We start from the raw sequence: 23,781 nt of genomic DNA, 5'->3' as shown, positions 1-23,781 counted from the left end.
GCAAGTTTTTCAGCCTGAATTAGGACAAACGGTTCAGCGTAGCCAAATTTCAGGTAAAAAAAAGCCAACCGAAAATAGGTCGGTTGGCGTCATTGTTTAAGTGAAAATATTCCACAAACAACGTCAGTTGGCTAGGTTGACTCTCAGGAAGAGTCACAATAGTTAATGCAGGCACTGTGCCAACTTTTGTTGTGTTCTTTAATTGCACTTTTTTATTGGGGATAGTGGGGTTTTTGAACATGATTGACTTGCAGAACCGTACTGCGAATTGCATTTTGCAAATCAATATGCAATTCATAATGAAAAATTCGCACAAAAATGCAAACATAATAAAAAAGTGATACCTCTTTTTTTCTATTTATTACAATTAGTAAAGAGTCACTGGATTTGGAGGGGCAATGGAGAGCAAATCTAAACAGCGTCAAGTCTTGATGGTTGAAGACACGGCGTCCGTAGCGACGTTGTACAAGTCCTACCTGAATCCGCTTGGAGTGGCTGTCACTATCGTTGGAACAGGTTCCGATGCGCTGGCGTTTATTAAAGATACCGTCCCGGATTTGATCCTGCTTGACTTGCGATTGCCTGATATGACCGGTTTAGAAGTGCTGGAAGCGGTCAAAAATGATTATCCGAATGTGCCGGTCGTGATCATGACGGCGCATGGTTCAATCGATGTGGCGGTTGAAGCCATGCGATATGGCGCTCAGGACTTTTTGATTAAACCGTGCGAAGCCGATCGGCTCCGGGTGACAGTCAATCAGGCGCTGAAAGAAGAACAGCGCAAAAGTGAAGGGCAGACAACCTCAAAACAAACCGGTGCGCAGTATCAGGGATTTATCGGGAACAGCTTACCGATGCAAGCCGTGTATCGGGTGATTGAATCAGCGGCTTCCAGTAAAGCGACAGTCTTTATTACCGGTGAAAGCGGAACCGGTAAAGAAGTGTGTGCCGAAGCCATTCATGCTGCCAGCCCACGCAGCGATAAGCCGTTTGTCGCGCTTAACTGTGCCGCGATTCCAAAAGAGCTGATTGAAAGTGAACTGTTCGGCCACGTGAAAGGTGCGTTTACCGGGGCATCGACCGAGCGTCAGGGCGCTGTGGAGATGGCGAACAACGGCACCCTGTTTCTTGATGAGTTATGTGAAATGGATTTGGATTTGCAAAGCAAGTTGCTTCGCTTTATTCAAACCGGCACTTATCAGAAGGTGGGCTCATCCAAAACGCAGTCGGTTGACGTCCGTTTTGTCTGTGCAACAAACCGTAACCCGTGGTTGGAAGTGCAAGAAGGTCGTTTTCGTGAAGATCTATACTACCGCCTGCATGTTATTCCGATAACCCTGCCACCACTTCGTGATCGTGGGGAGGATGTCCTTGAAATTGCGCATGCCCTGCTGGCGTTGATGTCAGTGGAAGAGGGCAAAAATTTCAGCCGTTTTGCACCTGAAGTCATGGAGTTATTCCGTCGCTACCACTGGCAGGGGAATGTCCGAGAGTTGCAGAATGTAATTCGGAATATCGTCGTGCTCAATAGTGGTGAAGAAGTCACCCTGATGATGGTTCCGCCTCCCATTAACAATGGTGGCGTTAATTTTGCATCTCCTCGTAACACAGTGGTGAGTACCCCGCTGGAGGGCGATCCAGTACCGTCGGTGGGAACCAGCCAAATTGTAGATAAGTCACAGGTTGAACCGCTCTGGGTAGTCGAAAAGCGAGCGATTCAGGCGGCCATCGATGCCTGTGATGGAAATATTCCGCGCGCTGCGGGCTTATTGGAAGTCAGTCCGTCAACGATTTATCGAAAATTACAAACCTGGCAGGAAGCCCAAGGTTAGTTGTAGGGAGAGTATTGCATGACATCGATTATCAATGCAGATACCATCAAACGAATGGCTGATGAAGTGGGTCACGACACATTGCAGCTGCTGTTGAATGTGTTCAGCGACGAACTTGACCAGTATTTTCGTCAATTATCCTCCCAGCCTACGATCAGCCAGGTACGGGAGATCAGCCACGCGATTAAAAGCAGTGCCGCCAGCTTTGGGGCAGATGAACTGGCCGTAATGGCTCAGGAATGCGAGTCTCGGGTGAAACAGGGGCAGGATCAGTGGATTCTGGACCATCTGCCTGAATACAGACAGATGGTGGAAGGTATGGCGATAGAATACAGACGATTAGCGAGCCTGGAGAATCCGGTCAACTGCCTGTCGTAACTTTTCTCTGTCGTGCCGCCACTGGTGGTTGTTTGATGCGAGGGGCATAATCAGTTGCTGATACTTCGCATCAATCGCCTCCTGCTGGCGATCAGTTACAATCACATCAATCGGGCGGCCGCCCATCGAACGTTCACACCAACGCAGCATATCGGCCAGGGTCATTTTTCCCGCAGGGCCTTTTTCCTTATCCAGATTCATTACAAAGACGATCTTCGCGCGGCAGCGCTTCAGTGCCAGCTCAATCTCTTTGAGCAATAACGGCGGCATAATGCTGGTCAGGAAGCTACCCGGGCCCAGCAGGATTAAATCGGCCTGTTCAATTGCCTGAACCGCTTCTTTGGTCGCAGGCACTGCCGGTTCAACGTAAAGCCGCAGCGGTACGTCTTCCAGCTCATCGACGCTGGTCTCGCCACAGATGATTTCTCCGCTTGGGGTCATGGCAGAAAGATCAGCCGGGTGTTCTGACATCGGTAGAATATGAGGTTGCACTTTGAGCATATCCCGGATCAGGTTGATGGCTTCCAACGGCCGAATGGACAGATTATCAAGCGCCTTAAGCATCAGATTACCCAGGTTATGGCCATCCAGTTCGCCATTGCCCTTGAACCGATACTCAAAAATCATCGACCCTACCGAAGGCTCAGTAATCAGCTGGTTAATACAGTTGCGGGTATCCCCCCAGGCGATACCGCCCTGACAGGCTCGTATACGGCCGGTTGAACCTCCGTTGTCCGTTGTGGTGACAATGCCGGTGACCTTATCGCCAAAGTCGGATAGGGCTGAAAGCATGCGGCCAAGCCCATGTCCACCGCCAATGGCAACAATGCGTGGGCCGGTGTCGGCCGGAGTGGTATCGGTCGGTGTAAGAGGGTCAACCGTAATTGCGCGGGTACTGTCTGACGTCATGGAGTCTGTCTGTGATCAAATTCTTGCTGTGCCCCGAGTGTAACCTGTCAATGTCAGAGGAAACAACTGCAGGTGCCGGGATGATATATTAATCACGTTTAGTATGGGTGGGCTGAATAAAAAATGCCCTCTCAAAAAGGCGGAGAGGGCGGAAAGACAACATCGGCAGCAATTGGGTATCAATGCGGTTTAAGGTATCAATGCGGTTTTTGCATAATGCTCATCAGATAGTCGTAGGTGTCATGGCAGTTCGGAGCACTCAACAGTACTTGTTTCTCACTCGCCGGTACCGGTAATAACTCCAGCCAACGCTGACACAGCCAGCTCAGGTTGTTGTATTGTTTTTTCTTGTGTAGCCCGCTGAGTTCGGGGTGCTTGTCAAACACGACTTTCAGTTTGTCTGCCAGAATTTGCTGATCCCGGCGAAGCTCAATGTCCGGCCAGCGTGGAATACTTTCGCATTCCGCCATGAACATGCCTTCATCGCACTCCTGCAAGCTGTCGATACGAAACGTTTCGTGGCCGACCACGGTGACAATCAGCGTTCCGTCTTCTGGTGAGATGTCAAAATCTTCGACAGTCACGCGGGTGCCAATATGGAAGAAGTGCTGACCGTGTTCATCTTGATCAAACATGCAAACACCAAGACTCTGACTGGACTTCATGGCCGATTTAAAGTTTTCCATTTGTGTACCAGGGGCGATACGGATTGGAATACGGCCACCAGGCAAGATATGACGTTTTTGAAATAATAGTGGAATGTACTGTTTCATAGTCTGCTCCGGTTGCCTTTGTCTGGTGATATAGACAAAGCAAATGTGATGCCGGAATTTCAGACTGCTGCTATTTCTACGCTGGTGGCCGTTTTAAAATGTTGTAGTTTCATTTTGCAAAACGAATTGCATATATTCCTGTGCATTTTGCGAATCATTTTTGATTTGCAATGATTTTTAGCGCGTTGTCACTAGGCAGCAGCTCTAAATGGCTTTGTTCGTCAAAGTACCATCCTTTAATTAATCCTTTCTCCTGCATATCCAGAAAACCGTCGATCACTTGCTGAGCTTGTTTCCTGGCTTGCTTGGCATCCAGACCTTCTTCCCGCTGCAAGTAGAGCGCAATATCATCAATTGAAGCCGATTCGATAATATTGGACATAATATCCTCACTTTTTGTAAGAAAATATTCCCATACTTACTTAAGTAGTATTGTCGTGAAATCTGTGGAACGGTAGAATGCGGCACGAATTTTTTGCAGTGATTTGCCACACGTGCTAATGATCTGATACTTTTATTAACAGTACGCTATTGTGCTCATTTCGGTTTAATCAACAGAGGCACAATTGCCATAACTCCGAGCTTGCTGCACTAAGTTCCTGATCTTGGCCAAGGGTCTGTGACGGGGATAGGTGAGTTAAGCCAGTGACAGGTTGTCACCAGGGTCGATAAAGAAATGCATCGGCCTCCCATATTTGGAAAGGTGTTCCGTGGCGAAACAATTTGAAGATAGCTTCCATCGCAAATTCTATTATTTGCGTCTTTCAGTTACAGACGTCTGTAACTTCAAATGCACATACTGCTTGCCTGATGGCTACCACCCGGCGGAGAAGAAAAAGCCGTCTTTTCTGACGCTGGATGAAATCCATCGAGTTACGGCTGCTTTTGCAGAATGTGGCACAACAAAAGTCCGCATCACTGGCGGAGAGCCAAGCCTGCGTCGAGATTTTACCGACATCATCCGCACCGTGGCAGAACAGCCGGGCATTAAGAAAGTGGCTACCACAACCAATGGTTACCGGATGGCCAAGCTGGTACGTCAATGGCGTGACGCCGGGTTGACGAGCATCAATGTCAGTGTCGATAGCCTTGACCCCAGAATGTTCTACCAGATCACTGGCGAGAACATGTTTCAGCAGGTGATGGAAGGCATTGATGCGGCTTTTGATGCCGGTTTTGAGCAGGTGAAGGTCAACACCGTGCTGCTTAAAGATCTGAACTCCCAGCAGCTGCCGCAATTTCTGGCTTGGATCAAACATCGTCCTATTCAGTTGCGCTTTATTGAACTGATGCAAACCGGTGAGATGGACACGTTATTCAATAACCACCATGTCTCTGGTGTCGCGATCCGCAATCATCTCATTGCTAACGGTTGGGTGCTTAAACTCAAGAGCAGCAATGATGGCCCGGCTCAGGTGTTCTGTCATCCGGACTATCAGGGTGAAATCGGTCTGATCATGCCTTACGAGAAAGATTTCTGTAAAAGCTGTAACCGCTTGCGTGTCTCTGCTATGGGGAAACTGCACCTGTGTCTGTTTGGCGATCACGGTGTCGACTTACGTGATCTCATGCAGCAGGATGACCAGCGAGAGGCGTTGATCGCGCGTATTCAGGGTGGGTTGAATGATAAAGCGGTGAGCCATTTTCTTCAGGAAGGCAACACCGGGATGACTCCTCATCTGGCATCTATTGGCGGTTAAGACTGCCTGATCTCTAATTCTTTTCTTCTGGTAAATACGGATGAATCAGTTTACGCATATTAATGCTTCAGGCGAAGCAAACATGGTTGATGTGTCTGCAAAAGCAGACACAGTACGAGAAGCACGCGCAGAAGCCTTTGTGCATATGGCGCCTGAAACACTGCAGTTGATTGTCTCAGGACAGCATCATAAAGGGGATGTCTTCGCGACAGCCCGCATCGCTGGTATTCAGGCAGCGAAGAAAACCTGGGATCTGATCCCGCTTTGTCACCCGCTGCTACTGTCAAAAGTGGAAGTACAGCTGGAAGCCATTGAGTCAGAAAACAAAGTACGGATTGAATCTTGTTGTAAGCTAGCAGGAAAAACCGGCGTAGAAATGGAAGCTCTTACTGCTGCATCGGTTGCTGCTTTGACAATTTACGATATGTGCAAAGCGGTGCAAAAAGATATGGTCATCAGTCAGGTTAGGTTGCTGGAAAAAACGGGCGGTAAATCGGGTCATTTTAAGGTGGAAGCATGATTAAAGTTCTGTTTTTTGCACAGGTTAAAGAGTTGGTGGGGACGGATAGCCTGGAAATGACACCTGAATTTGCGACGGCTGAAGCACTGCGTGCCCATCTGGCGGAGCAGGGTGATAAATGGCAGCTGGCGCTGGAGCCAGGTAAGCTGCTGGTTGCGGTCAATCAGACAATCACGTCTCTTGATAGCGAACTGACTGACGGTGATGAAGTGGCCTTTTTCCCACCAGTGACCGGAGGCTGATGATGATTTCTGTTCAGTTTGAAGATTTCTCGGTGGCTGAGGAATATGCGCTGCTAGCGGAAGGGACGGACGCCGGCGCGGTTGTCACGTTTATCGGTAAAGTCCGTGATTTCAATCAGGGAGACAGTGTTACCGGACTCTCGCTGGAGCATTATCCGGGAATGACGGAAAAATCGCTGGCTGAGATCGTCGATAAAGCGCGTACACGCTGGCCGCTGCTAAAAGTGCGCGTGATTCATCGGGTAGGTGATTTAAATCTGGGTGATCAGATTGTGTTCGTTGGCGTGACCAGCGCGCATCGCGGTGCTGCTTTCGAAGCTTGTGAGTTCATCATGGACTACCTGAAAACGCAGGCCCCGTTTTGGAAGAAAGAGCAAACCCAGGAAGCGTCCCGATGGGTAGATGCCCGAGAGACAGATACTAACGCTGCTAAACGTTGGGAAAAATAATCAGCAGTCTGCTGACCTGTATCAGCACCTGATATCTGTCTGTTCAGGTGCTGTGCTACATTGCGTTACCATTTTCCGGCTACAATTTTTGGTTCTCCCTGCCGCGTACCTAGCTATATCCTCTAAAGAGAAATTCAATCCCTTATCCCTTTCAGTTGAAAACGCTGTACCACGAACTATCCCCCTATATTCAGCTGCATAAACTTTCTTGATTATTCAGGTGTTTTTTCTGTTATCCCTGTGCTACTTTGAATTTAAAGGTGATAAATAACCATTAAAACTGAATGGTTAATCGGGCGTTGTGAGGGGCTTGTATATCCGGCTAATCATGAGATTGCATTCAGTAACAAATCACTTAGTCAGTCAACGAAGAATGAGACAAGGGAGCTGGCCTATGATCAGGAGCGATCGTTTACTCTATGAATTAGAGCCCGAGGGATTTGGCAGTCGCTTCTGCGAACCCTGGGAACAATGGAAAGAAAAAGCGCAGCGCGTTTTGCCGCATTTTCCGGATGATGTGTTGGAACAATGGGTGTATCGCCATTGGAAAGGCGTTTTTTATAATTGGGGCTGGCTGGATTTTCAGTCAATGCGATTCAGTTTAGAAGAGTGGACGACCACGAATATTCAGTCAAAAATCCAAACGCCTCATATTGATACAGTGAACAAATTATCGGGTCGAATGATGAATCCACTGTTCCAGAGAAGCTGGCTGGTTCAGGAAATGCAGTTGCTGGGGACTTGGCCAGTTGCGCCTATCGTTCTCCACTATGAAAGAGATCTACCCATGCTTAATGGCAAAACGCTGAAAGCCCCGTTTAACTTATTGGAAGGGCATCATCGTTTAGCCTATTTACGTCAAATGGCTGAACAAGGTGTCGATGTGTGTGAACAGCATAAAGTGTGGGTTGTCAGAATTCCACTTCATTAAATATTCATTCATCTTCATATTTGATAAGCGGGTATTTTCATATCCGCTTTTTTGTTTTTGCCCATCCCAATCTTAAGTCCCTGCAAAAATCCCCCATTATTAAATTCTTTGTGAGGATAAAAATAGACTGTTTTTTGTTCTGCTTTGTGGTGTTCATGTTTGTTTTATGTGATTTTTTATATTTATTTTGTTTGTTTATAGTTTAAATATTCCTTTTAGTTATTTAATTTTTCCTGATGTGAAAAGGTGTTTTAGTCATTTAATGATTAATTTATCAATTGCTTGGTTCTGTTTTTTTGGTTTTTTATTCATTTTTTTGTTGATTGTATGTTTTTGGTGGTTGGGTTTAGATCTTTTTAGAAAGCTGTTTAGCAGTATTTTGTTATGTTGATGTTAAAAAGTTCTGTTGCTATGTTTCGTGGCGACTCAGGACGAGTTGATACACAAAATAATTACAGGAAAGTAAAATGAAAAAAACACTACTAGCAGCAGTTATTCCCGCCGTATTATTCTCTACCACCGCGTCGGCCGTCGAAATCGTGAAAAGTGATGAGGCCCTGGTCGATTTTTATGGTCAGTTGCGTACGGAAATCAAAAAGCTAGAGGACAAGGATGTGACTCTAAATGCCGGTTCATCACGAGCTGGTGTGCAAGCGCAGTACAAAGTTAATGATACTGTGGATGTTTTCGGTAAGGTTGAATTCGGACTTAACTACACTACCGATACTGAAGATTATGCAATGAAAAACCGCCTGCACTTTGCGGGACTGGACACTCAATTCGGAAAGATCTCCTTTGGTCGTCAGTGGGTTGTTGCTGATGATATCTACGGTGCAGATTACTCGTACTTCTTCGGTGGAACCGGTCTGCGTTATTCAACGCTATCAGGTGCTCGCCACGATTCACTGATTAAATATAACTACGAAGGTGAAAACTTCATTCTGGCTGCTAACTACGGTTTGCCAGAAGATGATTCAAATCAGGAATTGTCTGAGCTGTTCGTCGCATCAAGCTTTGGTGGTTTTAACTTCCACCTGGGTGGTGGTGTTAACCGTGATAAAACCGTTTCTATTGGCGATGGTGTTTCTGCGGATATCGAAAACACTTACTATGAAGGTACTGTTGAGTATACCTTTGGCCCGGCGCTGATCGGTTTCACGTACTACAACGCGGAACTGGAAAACAAAGCGACTGGTGCAACCATCGATGAAGACGCATACAGTCTGGCCGGTACTTTCAGCTGGGCGGACAATGCAACAGCTTACGCGGGCTATGAATATACAGATCAGAAATCCGATGCATTCACCGAAGATGGTGACGGTAAACTGTTCTACATTGGCACCGATTACCACTTCAACAGCTGGTCACGTGTGTATGTTGAATACGCGTATGCTGACGGCAGCACACTGGGCTACACCAACAAAGAAAGCGATAGCTTCGTTGGTATTGCAACTGCTGACGGCGAAAGCTCGTTTGCTGTAGGTGCTCGCGTTTACTGGTAATTCTGGTCCATGGTTCATTGTCTTGTTTATTTTTGCCCGGTATCTGCCGGGCTTTTTTATCGGATAGGCTAACCAGCCAGCTGAGAATTACTCCTTCTTTATATAGATGCTCTTGTACTTAGGCACCTTTTTTATCTTTAGGTACCTCCTATATAAAGAGGGAAAAATCGGGAACGTGGCCTGTTCTGTATCATCAGTGTTCGTCGAATTTGTTCATTTGCTGGTAACACCTGCGCTCGGCAGCGTTGAGCTCCATCATGATCAGGTCGATATCAGCCTGTTGCTGCAGCAGTTTATACTGCCGTGCCCGAATAGTATTGAGCATCACCTGCACCTGCTTTTTGTTTTGAGCCTCAGCATCGTACAAATTAAACAGCTCCTGAATGTCATTCAACGTAAAGCCCAGTCTTTTTCCGCGCAGGATTAATTTTAGGCGTGCTCTGTCCTGACGAGAGAAAATGCGGTTTTTTCCTTCTCGCTGTGGTTTCAGAAGCCCCTGATCTTCGTAAAAGCGGATACTTCTTAAGGTTACTGAGAATTCTTCAGCCAGTTCAGAAATGGAGTAGGTGTGTTGCCGGGAGGAGGGTTTGGTGATCATTGTACATTCCGTTTATTACCACTGATGTTACGGCCGTCAGGGCCGGGACCTGTTCCTTGATCCTTCCGGATAATTTCACAGTGGGGAGCAAATAACAAGTGAGGTAATAAAGAAGAAACTAGCCCCTTGAAATCAAGGGGCTAGAGGTGGTGTCAAGGCTGCTAACGCTTATTTGGCACCGTTGGTACCGTCTTTGGTTTTATGAGCCGGAGGCACATAACCATGACGTACACGGGAAGGGCTTGGACGTGAAAAACAACCAGCTGGTCTCATACTTTTCAAACTCTCAAGATAGAACGGAACGGGAACGGAATGTGTTGGTTAAGACTAATGTTATGAAGTGCATAGCCAACAGAGATGATAGTAGCGTTATTCATGTGTTAGAGAAACGTGTCCGTCTTGAAAATGAGTCTATGTAAAAACTTATTCTATAAGGTCTCTTTTATATGCATAGCAGTTATTAAAAAAGCGCTGAGAATCGGACCCTTCCGGCAGGATAGGTCATCCTGTGCCATAGTGTAGAAGTGCTGGTTTATCAGACTAAATGACAGCCGTCAGAAAAGAGTATTGCACTACGTCTGCTTTGTCTGTTTTATCAGCCCTGCATGGCAACCGGGCTTGTCATGCACTGCACTTAACGGTTAACAGCGGAGGGTTCCATGAAGCACAAACGCATGAGCAATCGCCGGATTAAACAAATGCTGGGTGATATTAACCACGATGGTCTGTTTGACGAGGTGGTCAGTCATGAAGGCAGGCAGCCTGTCGTCGAGAAAAAAGCAGAATCGATGGATGATATCCCGCCAAACATCAACATAGACAGTGAAAATAAATAGCCTGATCAAATTTTAAGCGCCGAAAAGGCGCTTTTTTTGGTATGAGTTCAAGTTTTGACAGACCTCCAGTTGACTGTTCTTTTTTTAAACGTTGCAAAAAGATGAATATGCTGCCGGTTTGTTCAGTTTTATGATTATTTATTCAATTTTTGTTGTTTTTTGGGTTTTCTGGCGGAAATTACTCCTCATTACCTGTTCTGTGATACATCAAACTGCAACATTTGTTGCATCTGGTGGGTTGTTCTATATGGGTGTTACAGATCGGAATTATGTCGCTTTCTGTAAACAAAATGTGGCAAATTACTTCGATGCCTGCTAATGTTTTGACCAATTCTTCGGTTGCTTTGTGTCGTTTAGGATTAACGATGCAAATATTGCAACAGGTTAGAGTCTATGCCGACCGAAGAGACTCAAGGACGTACAATCTATGTATCGGAGTTAATGCATGTATAAGAATAAGATTACCCAGGCTCTTCTTCTGGGTGCGGGTATGGCGGTAGCAACCACATCATTTTCTACTCTTGCTGCGAATGTTCCTGCTGGTGTCAAACTGGCTGATAAACAGGAAATGGTTCGTGGCAACGGCACCGAAGTAGAATCCCTGGACCCGCAAAAAGTATCTGGTGTACCAGAATCTAACGTTATCCGTGATCTGCTGGAAGGTCTGGTTAACCAGGATGGTGAAGGCAAGCTGGTTGGCGGTGTTGCTGAGTCATGGGAAACAACAGATAACACAACCTGGACCTTCCACCTGCGTAAAGACGCTAAATGGTCTAACGGCGACCCAGTGGTTGCCGGCGATTTCGTATACGCCTGGCGTCGTCTGGCGGATCCGAAAACGGGTTCTCCTTATGCTTCATACCTGGAAATGACAACAATGCAGAACGCATCAGATGTTATTTCTGGCAAAAAATCTCCTGACACTCTGGGTGTAGAAGCGGTAGACGCGCACACTCTGAAAGTCACTCTGGAAAAACCCGTTCCTTATTTCGTTTCAATGACCGTGCATACTTCTATGAAGCCGGTAAACCAGAAGGTCGTTGAAACGTTCGGTGACAAGTGGACCAGCCCTGAAAATTACGTCAGCAATGGCGCATACGTGCTGGATAACTGGGTAGTGAACGAGCGTATCGTTCTGACGCGCAATGCGAACTACTGGGACAATGCCCACACGGTACTGAACAAAGTCACTTACCTGCCGATCGAAAATCAGGTTGCTGAAATGAACCGCTTCCTGGCCGGTGAAGTAGACGTTACTTATGAAATGCCAAACGAGCACTTCAGCCGTCTGGTGAAAGAGCATCCGGAAGATGTCAAAGTGACACCTTACCTGTGTTCTTACTACTACGAGTTCAACACGGCGAAAGCACCGTTTGATAACGAGAAAGTACGTAAAGCACTGTCTTATGCAATCGATCGTGACGTTATTGCCAAATTCATCGTTGGTAAAGGTGAAACACCAGCCTACAACTTCACGCCACTGGCGACCAATGGTCTGGAAGTTGAAATGCCTGACTACTCTAAGCTGTCTCAGAAAGAGCGCGTAGAGAAAGCGAAAGCCCTGCTGGCTGAAGCGGGTTACGGCAAAGATAATCCACTGAAATTCGACCTGCTGTACAACACCAGTGAAAACCACAAGAAGATTGCGGTCGCTATCGCGTCTATGTGGAAGAAAAACCTGGGTGTGACAGCAGTGCTGGAAAACCAGGAGTGGAAGAGCTATCTGGACAGCAAGCGTCAGGGTAACTTCGACGTTTCCCGTGCCGGCTGGTGTGGTGACTACAACGAAGCATCTACCTTCCTGGCAATCATGCGTGATGGCCACTCTCAGAACTATCCGAAGTACACTAGCCAGTCTTACGACAAAAAACTGGACCTGGCACTGACTGCTGCATCTGACGCAGACCGTTCAAGTGCTTACAAAGATGCGGAATCACTGCTGGCGAAAGACATGCCTATCATGCCTATCTACCACTATGTGAACGCACGTCTGGTAAATCCTAAGCTAGGCGGTTACCCAGAGCGTAACCCTGAAGATAACATCTTCAGTAAAGACCTCTACATCATCGCTGACTAATTCATAGTTACTATAAGCAATGATCCTTTATGCACTGCTCTCAGGAAGAGAGCAGTGCAGCTTTGGTATTTTTATACCAGTTGATTTGACTGTCACAGACTGATGAACGGTGGAGTTTATGATTAAATTCATCGCTAAACGGATTTTTGAAGCAATACCGACCCTGTTGGTGTTAATTACAATTTCCTTCTTCCTGATGCGCTTTGCACCAGGTAACCCTTTCTCAAGTGAGCGCCCGCTTCCGCCGGAAGTGATGGCGAATATTGAAGCCAAATACGGCCTGGATAAACCGGTATTTGATCAGTACACCACGTACCTGACCAATATCGTCCAGGGTGACTTCGGCCCGTCATTTAAATACAAAGATTTCACCGTTAATGAGCTGGTTTCTGAAGCCTTGCCGGTATCGGCAAAAATCGGTTTCTTTGCGTTTATCTTTGCTCTGGTAATGGGGGTCACGGTCGGTACCATTGCCGCCCTGAAACAGAATAGCTGGGTGGATTACTGCATTATGTCGACGGCGATGGCCGGGGTAGTGATGCCGTCCTTTATCCTCGCGCCGGTACTGATTTACATTTTCTCCATCAACCTGGGCTGGTTGCCGGCGGGTGGCTGGAACGACGGTTCTACAAAATTTGTGCTGCTGCCGATGATCGGCATGTCGCTGCTTTACGTGGCGACATTCGCCCGTATTACCCGTGGTAGCATGATTGAAACGCTAAACAGTAACTTCATCCGTACTGCACGTGCGAAGGGACTGAGCTACACCTACATCATCCTGAAGCATGCTCTGAAACCAGCGATGTTACCGGTGGTGTCATACATGGGTCCGGCTTTTGTCGGCATCATCACAGGTTCTGTGGTTATCGAAACTATCTTTGGTCTGCCGGGTATCGGTAAGTTGTTCGTGAATGCTGCCTTTAACCGCGATTACTCGCTGGTTCTGGGTATCACTATCCTGATCGGGACACTAACGATTATTTTCAACGCCGTGGTTGATATTGTGCTGGCGTACATTGATCCGAAGATTCGTTACTAAGAGGCCAACAGATGATGCTTACTAAAAAAGAAAACGTGAAGGCCGTTGAAAATTTTTCCGAGCAGCTGGAAATTGAAGGCCGTAGCTTATGGCAGGATGCCCGCATTCGATTCACCCGCAACCGTGCGGCCATGGTGAGTCTGGCGATCCTGTTCCTGATTTCCCTGGCCGTGATTTTTGGCCCGATGTTCAGTCAGTACGCATTTGATGATACTGACTGGTACGCGTTGCATAGCGCGCCAAGTTTGGGTCCGGAAGGGCACTTCTTCGGGACGGACAGCCTGGGGCGTGACCTCTACACCCGTACCCTGATCGGCGGTCGAATCTCATTGATGGTCGGTATCATGGGCGCGCTGGTGGCCGTGATTATCGGTACACTTTACGGTGCGGCCTCTGGTTTCATCGGTGGCCGAACAGACCGCATCATGATGCGTATTCTGGAAATCCTGTACTCCATTCCGTTCATGTTCTTCGTGATCGTGCTGGTAACTTTCTTTGGCCGAAACATCATGCTGATTTTCGTGGCAATCGGGGCCATTTCTTGGCTCGATATGGCGCGTATCGTGCGTGGTCAGACACTGTCGCTGCGCAGCAAAGAGTTCATCGAGGCCGCGCATGTTTCAGGCGTAAGCAAATGGCGCATCATTACCCGCCATATCGTGCCTAACGTACTGGGTATCGTTGCTGTTTATTCCACGCTGCTGGTACCGTCAATGATTTTGACAGAATCCTTCCTCAGCTTCCTGGGCCTTGGGGTACAAGAGCCAATGACCAGTTGGGGCGCATTGCTGCAAGAAGGCTCACAGACAATGGAAGTGGCGATTTGGCAATTGATGTTCCCTGCCGCCTTTATGGTGGTGACCCTGTTCTGCTTTAACTATGTGGGTGACGGATTGCGTGACGCACTGGATCCGAAAGACAGATAACAATAATAAGACGCCCGTCGGCCTGACGGCTTAACTTGACCGTTCAGGCTGAAGGTGAAGAGTTATAAGGAAGTATTATGAGCTTATTAGATGTCAAAGATCTACGCGTAGAGTTTAAGACTCAGGATGGCATTGTCACCGCGGTAAACGATCTGAACTTCTCTCTGAAACAGGGTGAAACCCTGGGTATTGTTGGCGAATCAGGCTCAGGTAAGAGCCAGACCGTCTTTGCTATCATGGGATTACTAGCGAAAAACGGCGTGATCTCTGGCAGTGCCAAATTTGAAGGCCGTGAGATCCTGAACCTGCCGGAAAAAGAGCTGAATAAGATCAGGGCAGAACAAATCGCCATGATTTTCCAGGATCCGATGACCTCCCTGAACCCGTACATGAAAGTCAGCGATCAGCTGATGGAAGTCCTGATGTTGCACAAAGGGATGGGTAAAGCAGAAGCGTTTGAAGAAAGCGTACGTATGCTGGAAGCGGTGAAAATTCCTGAAGCCCGCAAGCGTATCACTATGTACCCGCACGAGTTTTCCGGCGGTATGCGTCAGCGTGTGATGATCGCTATGGCGCTGCTGTGTCGTCCTAAACTGCTGATTGCCGATGAGCCGACTACGGCTCTCGACGTGACCGTTCAGGCGCAGATCATGGAACTGCTGAACGAGCTGAAGAGCGACTTTAATACGGCGATCATTATGATCACTCACGATCTGGGTGTGGTAGCCGGTAGTTGTGACAAAGTGCTGGTCATGTATGCCGGACGTACCATGGAGTACGGCAAAATCGATGAGATTTTCTATAAGCCGGCGCACCCGTACACCGAAGGCCTGCTAAAAGCGATCCCGCGTCTGGATACGGAAGGGGAAGAGCTGCCGACAATCCCGGGTAACCCGCCAAACCTGCTGCGTCTGCCAGTTGGCTGTCCGTATCAGGAGCGTTGCCACCGGGCATCCAGCCGCTGTTCGCAGGAGGCGCCTGCGCTGGAACCGTTTGCCGATGGCCGCTTACGTGCTTGTTTTTCTGATGTGGGGACATGGTAATGGATGTACAAAAGAACCTGCTGCTGGATATTACAGATCTGAAAGTTCACTTTGATATTGCCCAGAAATCGGCCTGGCCGTGGACCAAACCTCTCAAGCTGAAAGCCGTGGATGGGGTCGGTATTCGCCTTTACGAAGGTGAAACGCTGGGGGTCGTGGGCGAGTCTGGTTGTGGTAAATCGACCTTTGCTCGTGCCGTCATTGGCCTGGTGGAAGCGACTGACGGTAAGGTTGTGTGGTTGGGCCAGGATCTGACTCGGCTGAATCACAAAGAAATGCGTGAAAAGCGTAAAGACATTCAGATGATTTTCCAGGATCCACTGGCATCGCTGAACCCGCGTATGACGGTTGGCGAAATCATTGCTGAGCCGCTAAAAGCGTATTTCCCGGAACTGTCTTCTGATGATGTAAAGCAACAGGTTAAAGCCATGATGGCGAAAGTGGGCCTGCTGCCGAACGTGATTAACCGTTACCCGCACGAATTTTCCGGTGGCCAGTGTCAGCGTATTGGTATTGCCCGCGCCCTGATTCTGAAGCCGAAGCTGATTATCTGTGATGAACCGGTATCTGCTCTGGACGTGTCGATTCAGGCGCAAGTGGTCAACCTGCTGAAATCGCTGCAAAAAGAAATGGGTCTGAGTCTGATTTTCATCGCTCACGACTTGTCAGTGGTGAAACATATTTCTGATCGCGTGATGGTGATGTATCTGGGTAATGCGGTGGAGATGGGAGAAGCGGATGCGTTGTTCACCGAACCTAAGCACCCGTATACCAAAGCGCTGATGTCAGCCGTGCCGATTCCGGATCCGGAGCTCGAACGTAATAAAGAAATTCAGTTGCTGGAAGGCGACTTACCATCCCCAATGAACCCGCCGTCGGGGTGTGTTTTCCGTACACGTTGTCCGGTAGCCACCGCGGCTTGTGCAGAGAAAAAACCACAGCTGGAAGGCACTGACATTCACGCTGTGTCTTGTCTGCATGCTCACTAATCCAAGCCTGTGACAGGCTTTAAGCGCGGCGTCAAAGCCGCGCTTTTTTTATGCCTGTATCCGGCAGGCTAAGCTGTCTTTATTTACTCAACCGGGTACCAGTATCCCTGATTGACCAGCTGGGTCAGCAGGGCAATAAAGGCCGGATGGTCCAACAGTTTACCGAGCAGGTTTTGGGTGATGTTTTCTTCATCACACAAATAGGTTGCCGCAACACCGCACTCTTCAGGTAATTCATAAGTCTCACCATTAATGAAGACCACATGTGGTTGCTCCGGGTAATAGAAAGCTCGCAGGCCGCCAAGACGCTTGAGTGCTTCGCCGCTTTCCAGGAACTGGTAAATTTCCGCCTGTTGCCATGGTGGCTCTGCGGCAATCACATCCAGATCATGGCGATTGTTGCTCAGGTGTTCACCCAGCCAGCGACGCATTAGCTGTGGGTGATCCATCAGACTGCGCAGCATCCCTTCCAGATCGGCAAATTCATTGGCCGGAATGGCACCACTGGCCTTGCGGGCATGCAGTTTCGGGTTGTGGTAATGCACATCGCCAATATCATTCGCAATCACATAATCGGCAAAACTGCTCAGCAGTTCCTGTTTCTTCGGCGAACGGAAACCAATAGAGAAGCTCATCGCGGTCTCAATGGCATAGCCGTCATGCGGAAAACCTGGCGGAATATAAAGAATATCGCCAGCTTCCAGAATTTCATCGATGATAGGATCAAACCCTTTGACATGGCGCAGGGCCGGATGACCAAATTCTTCCTCATAGTCATCTTTCTTCGGTCCGACCCGCCAGTGACGTTTGCCGGAACCTTGTACGATAAACACATCGTACTGATCGATATGAGGGCCGACACCGCCGCCCGGGGTGGAATAGCTGACCATCAAATCGTCAAACAGCCAACCTGGCAGAGCCCGAAAAGGTGTGACGAGGCGAGCTGCACCTTCGTGCCAGTGGTTAACTGCCTGGACGGTAAACGACCAGTTGTCTTCCGGGACATGGTCAAAGCTGAGCGGCCCGTGCTTCACGTCCCACTCTTTTCCCTGACGGGCAATGTAACGGGAGTCGACTTCTTCTTCCATCGCCAGACCGGCCAGCTCATCCGGGCTGATCGGGTCGATAAAATGCTTGAAGCCGCCTTTGATAATCGTGGGTTTTTTCTGCCAGTATTCGGCCAGAAATTCATCCATTGAGAAGGTGAGTTGATACATATCTGATATATAGCTGACTGTGTAAGCGGGTAGTATACCCGAATGTCGGTAGTTTTATTGTAGAAAGAAAAAGGCCAGCATCGTGCTGGCCTTGAATATAAATTTTTGTATGACGTGATTACAGCTTGTCAGTCAGCTCGATTGCTGCACCGATGTAGTTGGCTGGCGTCATTTCTTTCAGGCGTGCCTTCTCGTGCTCTGGCAGTTCCAGACCATCGATGAAGTTACGCATGCCTTCGCCGTCAACACGCTTACCACGGGTCAGCTCTTTCAGCTTCTCGTAAGGTTTTTCAATGCCGTAGCGACGCATGACTGTCTGAATAGGCTCAGCCAGTACTTCCCAGTTCTTGTCCAGCTCAGCTTCCAGTGCACTGCGGTTCACTTCCAGCTTGCTGATACCTTTCAGGGTAGATGTGTACGCGATGATCGCGTAGCCACAGCCAACACCCAGGTTACGCAGAACAGTAGAGTCCGTCAGGTCACGCTGCCAGCGAGAAACCGGTAGTTTCTGTGCCAGGTGAGAAAAGATCGCATTGGCCAGACCCAGGTTGCCTTCAGAGTTTTCAAAGTCGATTGGGTTAACTTTGTGCGGCATGGTTGAAGAGCCGATTTCACCAGCGATTGTCTTCTGCTTGAAGTGACCCAGAGCAATGTAGCCCCATACGTCACGGTCGAAGTCCAGCAGGATGGTGTTGAAGCGCGCGAAGGCGTCAAACAGCTCTGCGATGTAGTCGTGCGGTTCGATCTGCGTTGTGTACGGGTTCCAGGTCAGACCCAGAGACGTCACGAACTCTTCGCTGTACTGGTGCCAGTCAATTTCAGGGTACGCAGACAGGTGTGCGTTGTAGTTACCAACAGCACCGTTGATTTTACCAAGGATTTCAACGTTTTCGATTTGCTTGAACTGGCGCTCCATGCGGTACGCCACGTTAGCCATCTCTTTACCCATGGTCGACGGAGAAGCCGGCTGACCGTGAGTACGAGTCAGAAGCGGTACGTCACGGTATTCAGCCGCCAGGCCTTTAATCGCATCGATGACGTTACGCACTTCCGGCAGCATCACGTGCGCGCGCGCTTCACTCAGCATCAGGGCATGTGACAGGTTGTTGATATCTTCAGACGTACAGGCAAAGTGAATGAACTCGTTCACTGCATGCAGTTCAGGAACTTCAGCAACTTTTTCTTTCAGGAAGTATTCAACAGCTTTTACATCGTGGTTGGTCGTGCGCTCAATGGTTTTGATGCGCATTGCGTCTTCTTCGCTGAACTCAGCAGCAATGCGGTCAAGGAAGGCATTGGCTTCATCACTAAACGCAGGAACTTCCACGATAGCATCAGTAGCGGCCAGTTTTTGCAGCCAGCGGATCTCAACGATGGTGCGGTACTTTAGCAGACCAAATTCACTGAAAATGCTGCGAAGGGCACTCGTTTTACTTCCGTAACGGCCATCTACCGGGGAAACAGCAGTCAATGCTGACAGTTCCATGTTGCTCTCTCCTGATTTTTGAGGTTTAAACAAGGTATAACTGAGGGTCCTGCCAAGCTGAATGGCACTCAGCAGGACTTTTTTATCTCAGGCCGCCAATCGACGGGCGACCTAACGCTTTTTGTTGTATCGCAATCGGTATTGCTTTTTGAGTCGTTGATTAGCTGCGAGCCAGCAGAATTTTCGCCTGCTCAACCATCTGCTTCCGACCAAAGATTAGGTGGCGGCGTTTACCACCAACCTGACGCCACAGCACTGCGGCACGAATTGCGGCAAGAAGCAGGGCACGGACTTTATGCTGAACACTTTGCTGCTGCAGGTGTGCCGGGGTACCGGTCACCTGAATTCGCGGGCCCAGCGGGCTAATGATGTCCAGGTAAATACTGGCCAGGTTGCTGATCATCTGATCTTCCATCAGCTCGAAATGTTCGATCTGACGCTTCGCAGTATCAATGCGATCACCCAGCTGAGCCATACTGTCGCGGCGGCTGGCCAGTTTGCGTTCCAGAGCCATAATACTGACCAGATAGCGGGTCAGTTCATTGCCTGACGGTGTATTGTCAATTTCAGATACCAGTGCTTCCAGACCCAGGCGAAGTTTGGATTCCTGGCCGTAGATTTCCAGGGTATTGGACGGGTCAGTCACCATGATGCTGTTCAGGCACGCTTCCAGCGCGTCATCATCACAGTGGCCGTCACGGGCGACTTTCTGAACAAGCTTTACTGCCTGGCAAATAGCTGCGAATGCAATAGTACGGTCATATAAAGTGTGTGCCACGTGTATCAACTCCCTTAGATACGCTTCTCGATAATCCCGCCACCCAGGCAGATTTCACCGTCATAAAAAACGGCAGACTGGCCTGGTGTTACCGCGATTTGCGGCTCATCAAAAATCACCTTGATGGTTTCATCATCCACTGGGATAACGGTACAAGGAATGTCCTGCTGGCGGTAACGGGTCTTCACTGTACAAGTGCGCGGTTCACGGATTGGTTGACGGTCAACCCAGTGCAGCTGCGAGGCAATCAGGCCTAAAGACTGCAGACGAGGGTGGTCTTTACCCTGGCCTACGATCAGTACATTGCGTTCTACATCTTTGTCGACAACGTACCAAGGATCTTCGTTACCGTTGCCGCCTTTCTGGCCACCGATGTGCAGACCTTTACGCTGCCCCAGGGTGTGGTACATCAGCCCTTGGTGCTCACCGATTTCGTTGCCTTCTGCCGTTTCAATCTTACCCGGCTGGGCTGGCAGGTACTTGCTCAGAAATTCAGTGAATTTACGCTCACCGATGAAGCAGATACCTGTGGAATCTTTTTTCTTCGCGGTAACCAGACCTTGCTCTTCTGCAATGCGGCGTACTTCTGTTTTCTCCAGTTCACCAACCGGGAACAGGCTGCGTGCGATTTGCTCGTGGCTCAGTGTGTACAGGAAGTAGCTTTGGTCTTTGTTATTGTCGACGCCGCGCAGCATCTGCACTTTTTCACCTTCAGCCGGGAAAGAGCGGCGGGTGTAGTGACCCATGGCGATGTAGTCGGCATCCAGCACTTCGTCGGCAAACTCGAGAAATGCTTTGAATTTGATTTCTTTGTTGCAAAGAATGTCTGGGTTCGGTGTCCGGCCTGCTTTGTATTCTGCCAGGAAGTACTCAAACACATTGTCCCAGTATTCAGCGGCAAAGTTGATGGTGTGCAGGGGGATACCCAGTTTGTCACATACAGCTTGCGCATCAGCGAGATCTTCCGCTGCTGAGCAATATTCATCGTTGTCGTCTTCTTCCCAGTTCTTCATGAACAGGCCTTCAACCTGGTAGCCCTGTTGAAGCAGCAGGTAAGCGGACACCGAGGAATCAACGCCGCCGGACATACCGACAATGACTTTTTTCTGGCTGTTATCTGACATAATTCTCTTCAGTCGTTAAGAAAGTTAAGAGCGTGATTCTAACAGAAAGCTTTTTACCGAAACAGAGCGAGAGCAGAATCACACTTTAATTATTTAACGGACTCAAATCAGTGGTTCAGAACCCACTGACGCAAACGTTTGCTTTTGTTGCGGCAATGATAGTTGAGTGAATTTGAAATGTGTAGTTTTTTTCGTCCTTATAGCGGAAAAAACTAAGAAATGTTGTGTGGCAGCAAAGCCAATCACAAAATCCTCGTGTGATTGGCCTTTTTTGTCACGCTGGCTCTTTGTCTAATTCAAGCAAATGACCGGGCGTATGAAAGCCCGGCCAGCAGATTAGCGAGACACTTTGTTAAAGTGACACTTCGCGCCACTCGCCTGGAGCCAGATCATCGACGGTCCAGTCAGCCATGCGATAGCGAATCAGGCGCAGGGTCGGATGGCCGATATGAGCCGTCATTCGACGAACCTGGCGATTACGGCCTTCCTTTAGGGTGATGGCTAACCAAGTTGTCGGAATGTTCTTCCGCTCCCGGATAGGCGGGTTACGTGGCCAGATTCCCGGTTCAGTCATGCGCTCGATTTGCGCAGGCAGGGTAGGACCGTCTTTCAATGTGACGCCGTGGCGAAGTTCGTTCAGGGCATCTTCGCTCGGCTCTCCTTCTACCTGTACCCAGTAGGTTTTTGGCTGCTTCGAGGACGGTTGGGTCAGACGTGCCTGCAAAATGCCGTCATTGGTCAGAACCAGCAAACCTTCACTGTCTTTATCCAGCCGACCTGCCGGGTAAACGTCACGCACCGGGATAAAATCTGCCAGCGTTTGATCGCCGGGTTCACCGGTAAATTGAGTTAAAACGTTATAAGGTTTGTTAAATAATATGATTTTCTGTGGCCCTTGCGGACGGCGAGGGCGATTAACATTTCTTGATGGTCGACGCGCAAAATTGGAACGTTTAGGTTGACGCATTGAGGTGTTTGGCTTCATAACTAGCGAGCTGTAAAAGGGTAAAATAATCGACCTGCCTATTATACCGCGAAAAATTGCTGAGTGGCGTTTCGATATTTTTTCAAGTATTATTTGCGCGCATCTTACAAAAAGATAACAAATGGACGCTAGGAGATTTAAATGGATAGTAAAGTAGTTGTACCAGCTGAAGGTCAGAAGATTACCCTGGATTCTGAAGGTAGACTGGTCGTCCCTAACACCCCTATCATCCCATTCATTGAAGGTGATGGTATCGGTGTTGATGTCACCCCAGCCATGATTAAAGTGGTTGATGCCGCAGTTGCTAAAGCTTACGCCGGTGATCGTAAAATTTCCTGGATGGAAATCTACACTGGTGAAAAATCAACGCATGTATACGGTGAAGATGCCTGGCTTCCGCAAGAGACGCTAGATTTTATTCGTGAATACAAAGTTGCTATTAAAGGTCCTCTGACTACGCCAGTTGGCGGTGGTATCCGTTCTCTGAACGTTGCACTGCGCCAGGAGCTGGACCTGTACATCTGTGCCCGTCCTGTACGTTACTTCGACGGTGTTCCAAGCCCTCTGAAACAACCAGAACTGACTGACATGGTTATCTACCGTGAAAACTCAGAAGATATCTACGCTGGTGTTGAATTCAAAGCGGGTACAGAAGAAGCTGATAAAGTTATCAAATTCCTGAAAGAAGAAATGGGCGCAACAAAGATCCGTTTCCCTCAGCAGTGTGGTATCGGTATCAAACCAATTTCTGAAGAAGGCACTAAGCGCCTTATTCGTGCAGCACTTCAGTACACTATCGACAACGATCGTGACTCACTGACTATCGTTCACAAAGGTAACATCATGAAGTTCACCGAAGGTGCCTTCAAAGATTGGGGTTACGAAGTGGCGGCAGAGTTCGGTGCAGAGCTGCTGGACGGTGGTCCATGGATGACTCTGAAAAATCCAAAGACCGGCAAAGAAATCATCATCAAAGACAGCATCGCTGACGCATTCCTGCAGCAAATCCTGCTGCGTCCGGCTGAGTACGATGTGATTGCAACCATGAACCTGAACGGTGACTACATCTCTGATGCACTGGCTGCGCAGGTAGGTGGTATCGGTATTGCACCGGGTGCAAACATTGGTGATGGCGTTGCACTGTTCGAAGCGACTCACGGTACTGCACCTAAGTATGCGGGTCAGGATAAAGTAAACCCAGGTTCACTGATCCTGTCTGCTGAAATGATGCTGCGTCACCTGGGTTGGACAGAAGCTGCTGACCTGATCATCGAGTCAATGGAAGCTGCCATCCGTAACAAGACTGTGACTTATGACTTCGAGCGTCTGATGGAAGGTGCTACTTTGCGTAAGTGTTCTGAATTTGCCAACGACATGATTGAGCAAATGTAAGCTGAACATCTTGTAATAAGCATAATAAGCCCGGCATTGATGCCGGGCTTTTTTA

Annotated in this window: 24 protein-coding genes and 1 riboswitch; of the genes, 15 read left to right on the top strand and 9 right to left on the bottom strand. The window is 48.5% G+C overall.

What is annotated here, in order from left to right; all coding sequences use genetic code 11:
- Positions 1–398 precede the first annotated feature (398 nt).
- Together luxO and FH974_RS10530 are read left to right on the top strand one after the other, a co-directional pair.
- The gene (gene luxO, locus FH974_RS10535) at positions 399–1,832 is read left to right on the top strand and encodes a quorum-sensing sigma-54 dependent transcriptional regulator LuxO (protein WP_047884051.1); all 1,434 of its coding nucleotides are present in this window, start codon (positions 399–401) and stop codon (positions 1,830–1,832) included.
- A gap of 18 nt (positions 1,833–1,850) precedes the next feature.
- A complete protein-coding gene (locus tag FH974_RS10530) occupies positions 1,851–2,210 on the top strand; it encodes an Hpt domain-containing protein (RefSeq protein ID WP_047884052.1) in 360 nt (119 codons plus the stop codon).
- Here the strand turns inward: FH974_RS10530 and yvcK are convergent.
- The 3 genes from yvcK to FH974_RS10515 form a co-directional block, all read right to left on the bottom strand.
- Positions 2,172–3,119: a uridine diphosphate-N-acetylglucosamine-binding protein YvcK gene (gene yvcK, locus FH974_RS10525; RefSeq protein WP_084712470.1), complete on the bottom strand. Its 948-nt coding sequence runs from the start codon at positions 3,117–3,119 to the stop codon at positions 2,172–2,174. The genes FH974_RS10530 and yvcK overlap by 39 nt on opposite strands.
- A gap of 197 nt (positions 3,120–3,316) precedes the next feature.
- Positions 3,317–3,892 (bottom strand): LON peptidase substrate-binding domain-containing protein, encoded by a 576-nt coding sequence (locus FH974_RS10520; protein WP_047884053.1) that lies wholly within the window; start codon positions 3,890–3,892, stop codon positions 3,317–3,319.
- Between the two features lie 154 nt (positions 3,893–4,046).
- On the bottom strand, positions 4,047–4,274 hold the full coding sequence (locus FH974_RS10515) for a hypothetical protein (protein WP_047884054.1): 228 nt from the start codon (positions 4,272–4,274) through the stop codon (positions 4,047–4,049).
- A 181-nt stretch (positions 4,275–4,455) separates the two neighbouring features.
- A riboswitch (molybdenum cofactor riboswitch) is annotated at positions 4,456–4,614 on the top strand.
- On the opposite strand from FH974_RS10515, the gene moaA reads away from it, so the two are divergent.
- From moaA to FH974_RS10485, 6 genes are all read left to right on the top strand, one after another.
- The gene (gene moaA, locus FH974_RS10510; RefSeq protein ID WP_207103263.1) at positions 4,603–5,592 is read left to right on the top strand and encodes a GTP 3',8-cyclase MoaA; all 990 of its coding nucleotides are present in this window, start codon (positions 4,603–4,605) and stop codon (positions 5,590–5,592) included. (Overlaps the previous riboswitch by 12 nt.)
- Before the next feature lie 40 nt (positions 5,593–5,632).
- Positions 5,633–6,112, top strand: coding sequence for a cyclic pyranopterin monophosphate synthase MoaC (moaC, locus tag FH974_RS10505; protein WP_047884056.1), 480 nt, complete (start codon positions 5,633–5,635; stop codon positions 6,110–6,112).
- Positions 6,109–6,354: a molybdopterin synthase sulfur carrier subunit gene (gene moaD / locus FH974_RS10500; protein WP_047884057.1), complete on the top strand. Its 246-nt coding sequence runs from the start codon at positions 6,109–6,111 to the stop codon at positions 6,352–6,354. The genes moaC and moaD overlap by 4 nt, the downstream gene beginning before the upstream one ends.
- 2 nt (positions 6,355–6,356) lie before the next feature.
- Positions 6,357–6,803 carry a molybdopterin synthase catalytic subunit MoaE gene (gene moaE, locus FH974_RS10495; RefSeq protein WP_047884058.1) on the top strand — a complete coding sequence of 149 codons (447 nt, stop codon included), beginning with the start codon at positions 6,357–6,359 and terminating at the stop codon, positions 6,801–6,803.
- A gap of 394 nt (positions 6,804–7,197) precedes the next feature.
- Entirely contained in the window at positions 7,198–7,734 is a 537-nt protein-coding gene (locus FH974_RS10490; protein WP_047884059.1) for a hypothetical protein, read from the top strand.
- 467 nt (positions 7,735–8,201) lie between these two features.
- The gene (locus FH974_RS10485) at positions 8,202–9,236 is read left to right on the top strand and encodes a porin (RefSeq protein WP_047884060.1); all 1,035 of its coding nucleotides are present in this window, start codon (positions 8,202–8,204) and stop codon (positions 9,234–9,236) included.
- A 193-nt stretch (positions 9,237–9,429) separates the two neighbouring features.
- Here FH974_RS10485 and FH974_RS10480 read toward each other — a convergent pair whose 3' ends face one another.
- Positions 9,430–9,834 (bottom strand): MerR family transcriptional regulator, encoded by a 405-nt coding sequence (locus FH974_RS10480; protein WP_047884061.1) that lies wholly within the window; start codon positions 9,832–9,834, stop codon positions 9,430–9,432.
- Positions 9,835–10,493: 659 nt separating this feature from the next.
- On the opposite strand from FH974_RS10480, the gene FH974_RS10475 reads away from it, so the two are divergent.
- The 6 genes from FH974_RS10475 to oppF all read left to right on the top strand — a co-directional run bounded on the left by FH974_RS10475 (position 10,494) and on the right by oppF (position 16,744).
- Complete coding sequence (locus FH974_RS10475; protein ID WP_157038305.1) at positions 10,494–10,670, top strand: hypothetical protein; 177 nt, start codon at positions 10,494–10,496, stop codon at positions 10,668–10,670.
- A 445-nt stretch (positions 10,671–11,115) separates the two neighbouring features.
- The gene (locus tag FH974_RS10470; RefSeq protein ID WP_047884062.1) at positions 11,116–12,747 is read left to right on the top strand and encodes an ABC transporter substrate-binding protein; all 1,632 of its coding nucleotides are present in this window, start codon (positions 11,116–11,118) and stop codon (positions 12,745–12,747) included.
- A 118-nt stretch (positions 12,748–12,865) separates the two neighbouring features.
- Entirely contained in the window at positions 12,866–13,786 is a 921-nt protein-coding gene (gene oppB / locus FH974_RS10465) for an oligopeptide ABC transporter permease OppB (protein ID WP_047884063.1), read from the top strand.
- Positions 13,787–13,800: 14 nt separating this feature from the next.
- Positions 13,801–14,712 carry an oligopeptide ABC transporter permease OppC gene (gene oppC / locus FH974_RS10460; RefSeq protein WP_047884217.1) on the top strand — a complete coding sequence of 304 codons (912 nt, stop codon included), beginning with the start codon at positions 13,801–13,803 and terminating at the stop codon, positions 14,710–14,712.
- A gap of 77 nt (positions 14,713–14,789) precedes the next feature.
- Positions 14,790–15,755, top strand: a complete 966-nt coding sequence (gene oppD, locus FH974_RS10455) for an ABC transporter ATP-binding protein (RefSeq protein ID WP_047884064.1) — start codon at positions 14,790–14,792, stop codon at positions 15,753–15,755.
- On the top strand, positions 15,755–16,744 hold the full coding sequence (gene oppF, locus FH974_RS10450; protein ID WP_047884065.1) for a murein tripeptide/oligopeptide ABC transporter ATP binding protein OppF: 990 nt from the start codon (positions 15,755–15,757) through the stop codon (positions 16,742–16,744). The genes oppD and oppF overlap by 1 nt, the downstream gene beginning before the upstream one ends.
- Positions 16,745–16,827: 83 nt before the next feature.
- On the opposite strand, the gene FH974_RS10445 is transcribed toward oppF, so the two are convergent.
- The 5 genes from FH974_RS10445 to rluE form a co-directional block, all read right to left on the bottom strand.
- A complete protein-coding gene (locus FH974_RS10445) occupies positions 16,828–17,961 on the bottom strand; it encodes a ribosomal protein uL16 3-hydroxylase (protein ID WP_047884066.1) in 1,134 nt (377 codons plus the stop codon).
- A gap of 118 nt (positions 17,962–18,079) precedes the next feature.
- Positions 18,080–19,447 (bottom strand): adenylosuccinate lyase, encoded by a 1,368-nt coding sequence (gene purB, locus FH974_RS10440; RefSeq protein ID WP_047884067.1) that lies wholly within the window; start codon positions 19,445–19,447, stop codon positions 18,080–18,082.
- A gap of 160 nt (positions 19,448–19,607) precedes the next feature.
- On the bottom strand, positions 19,608–20,225 hold the full coding sequence (hflD, locus tag FH974_RS10435) for a high frequency lysogenization protein HflD (RefSeq protein WP_047884068.1): 618 nt from the start codon (positions 20,223–20,225) through the stop codon (positions 19,608–19,610).
- A 14-nt stretch (positions 20,226–20,239) separates the two neighbouring features.
- Positions 20,240–21,349, bottom strand: a complete 1,110-nt coding sequence (gene mnmA / locus FH974_RS10430; RefSeq protein WP_047884069.1) for a tRNA 2-thiouridine(34) synthase MnmA — start codon at positions 21,347–21,349, stop codon at positions 20,240–20,242.
- Between the two features lie 352 nt (positions 21,350–21,701).
- On the bottom strand, positions 21,702–22,334 hold the full coding sequence (gene rluE / locus FH974_RS10425; protein ID WP_047884070.1) for a 23S rRNA pseudouridine(2457) synthase RluE: 633 nt from the start codon (positions 22,332–22,334) through the stop codon (positions 21,702–21,704).
- Between the two features lie 141 nt (positions 22,335–22,475).
- On the opposite strand from rluE, the gene icd reads away from it, so the two are divergent.
- A complete protein-coding gene (icd, locus tag FH974_RS10420) occupies positions 22,476–23,726 on the top strand; it encodes an NADP-dependent isocitrate dehydrogenase (RefSeq protein ID WP_047884071.1) in 1,251 nt (416 codons plus the stop codon).
- Positions 23,727–23,781: the final 55 nt, after the last annotated feature.

The organism is Photobacterium ganghwense (assembly GCF_017329545.1).
GTDB classification, from domain to species: domain Bacteria; phylum Pseudomonadota; class Gammaproteobacteria; order Enterobacterales; family Vibrionaceae; genus Photobacterium; species Photobacterium ganghwense.
Note: the sequence above shows the minus strand (reverse complement) of the source record. Positions and strands in the feature narration are given on the sequence as shown.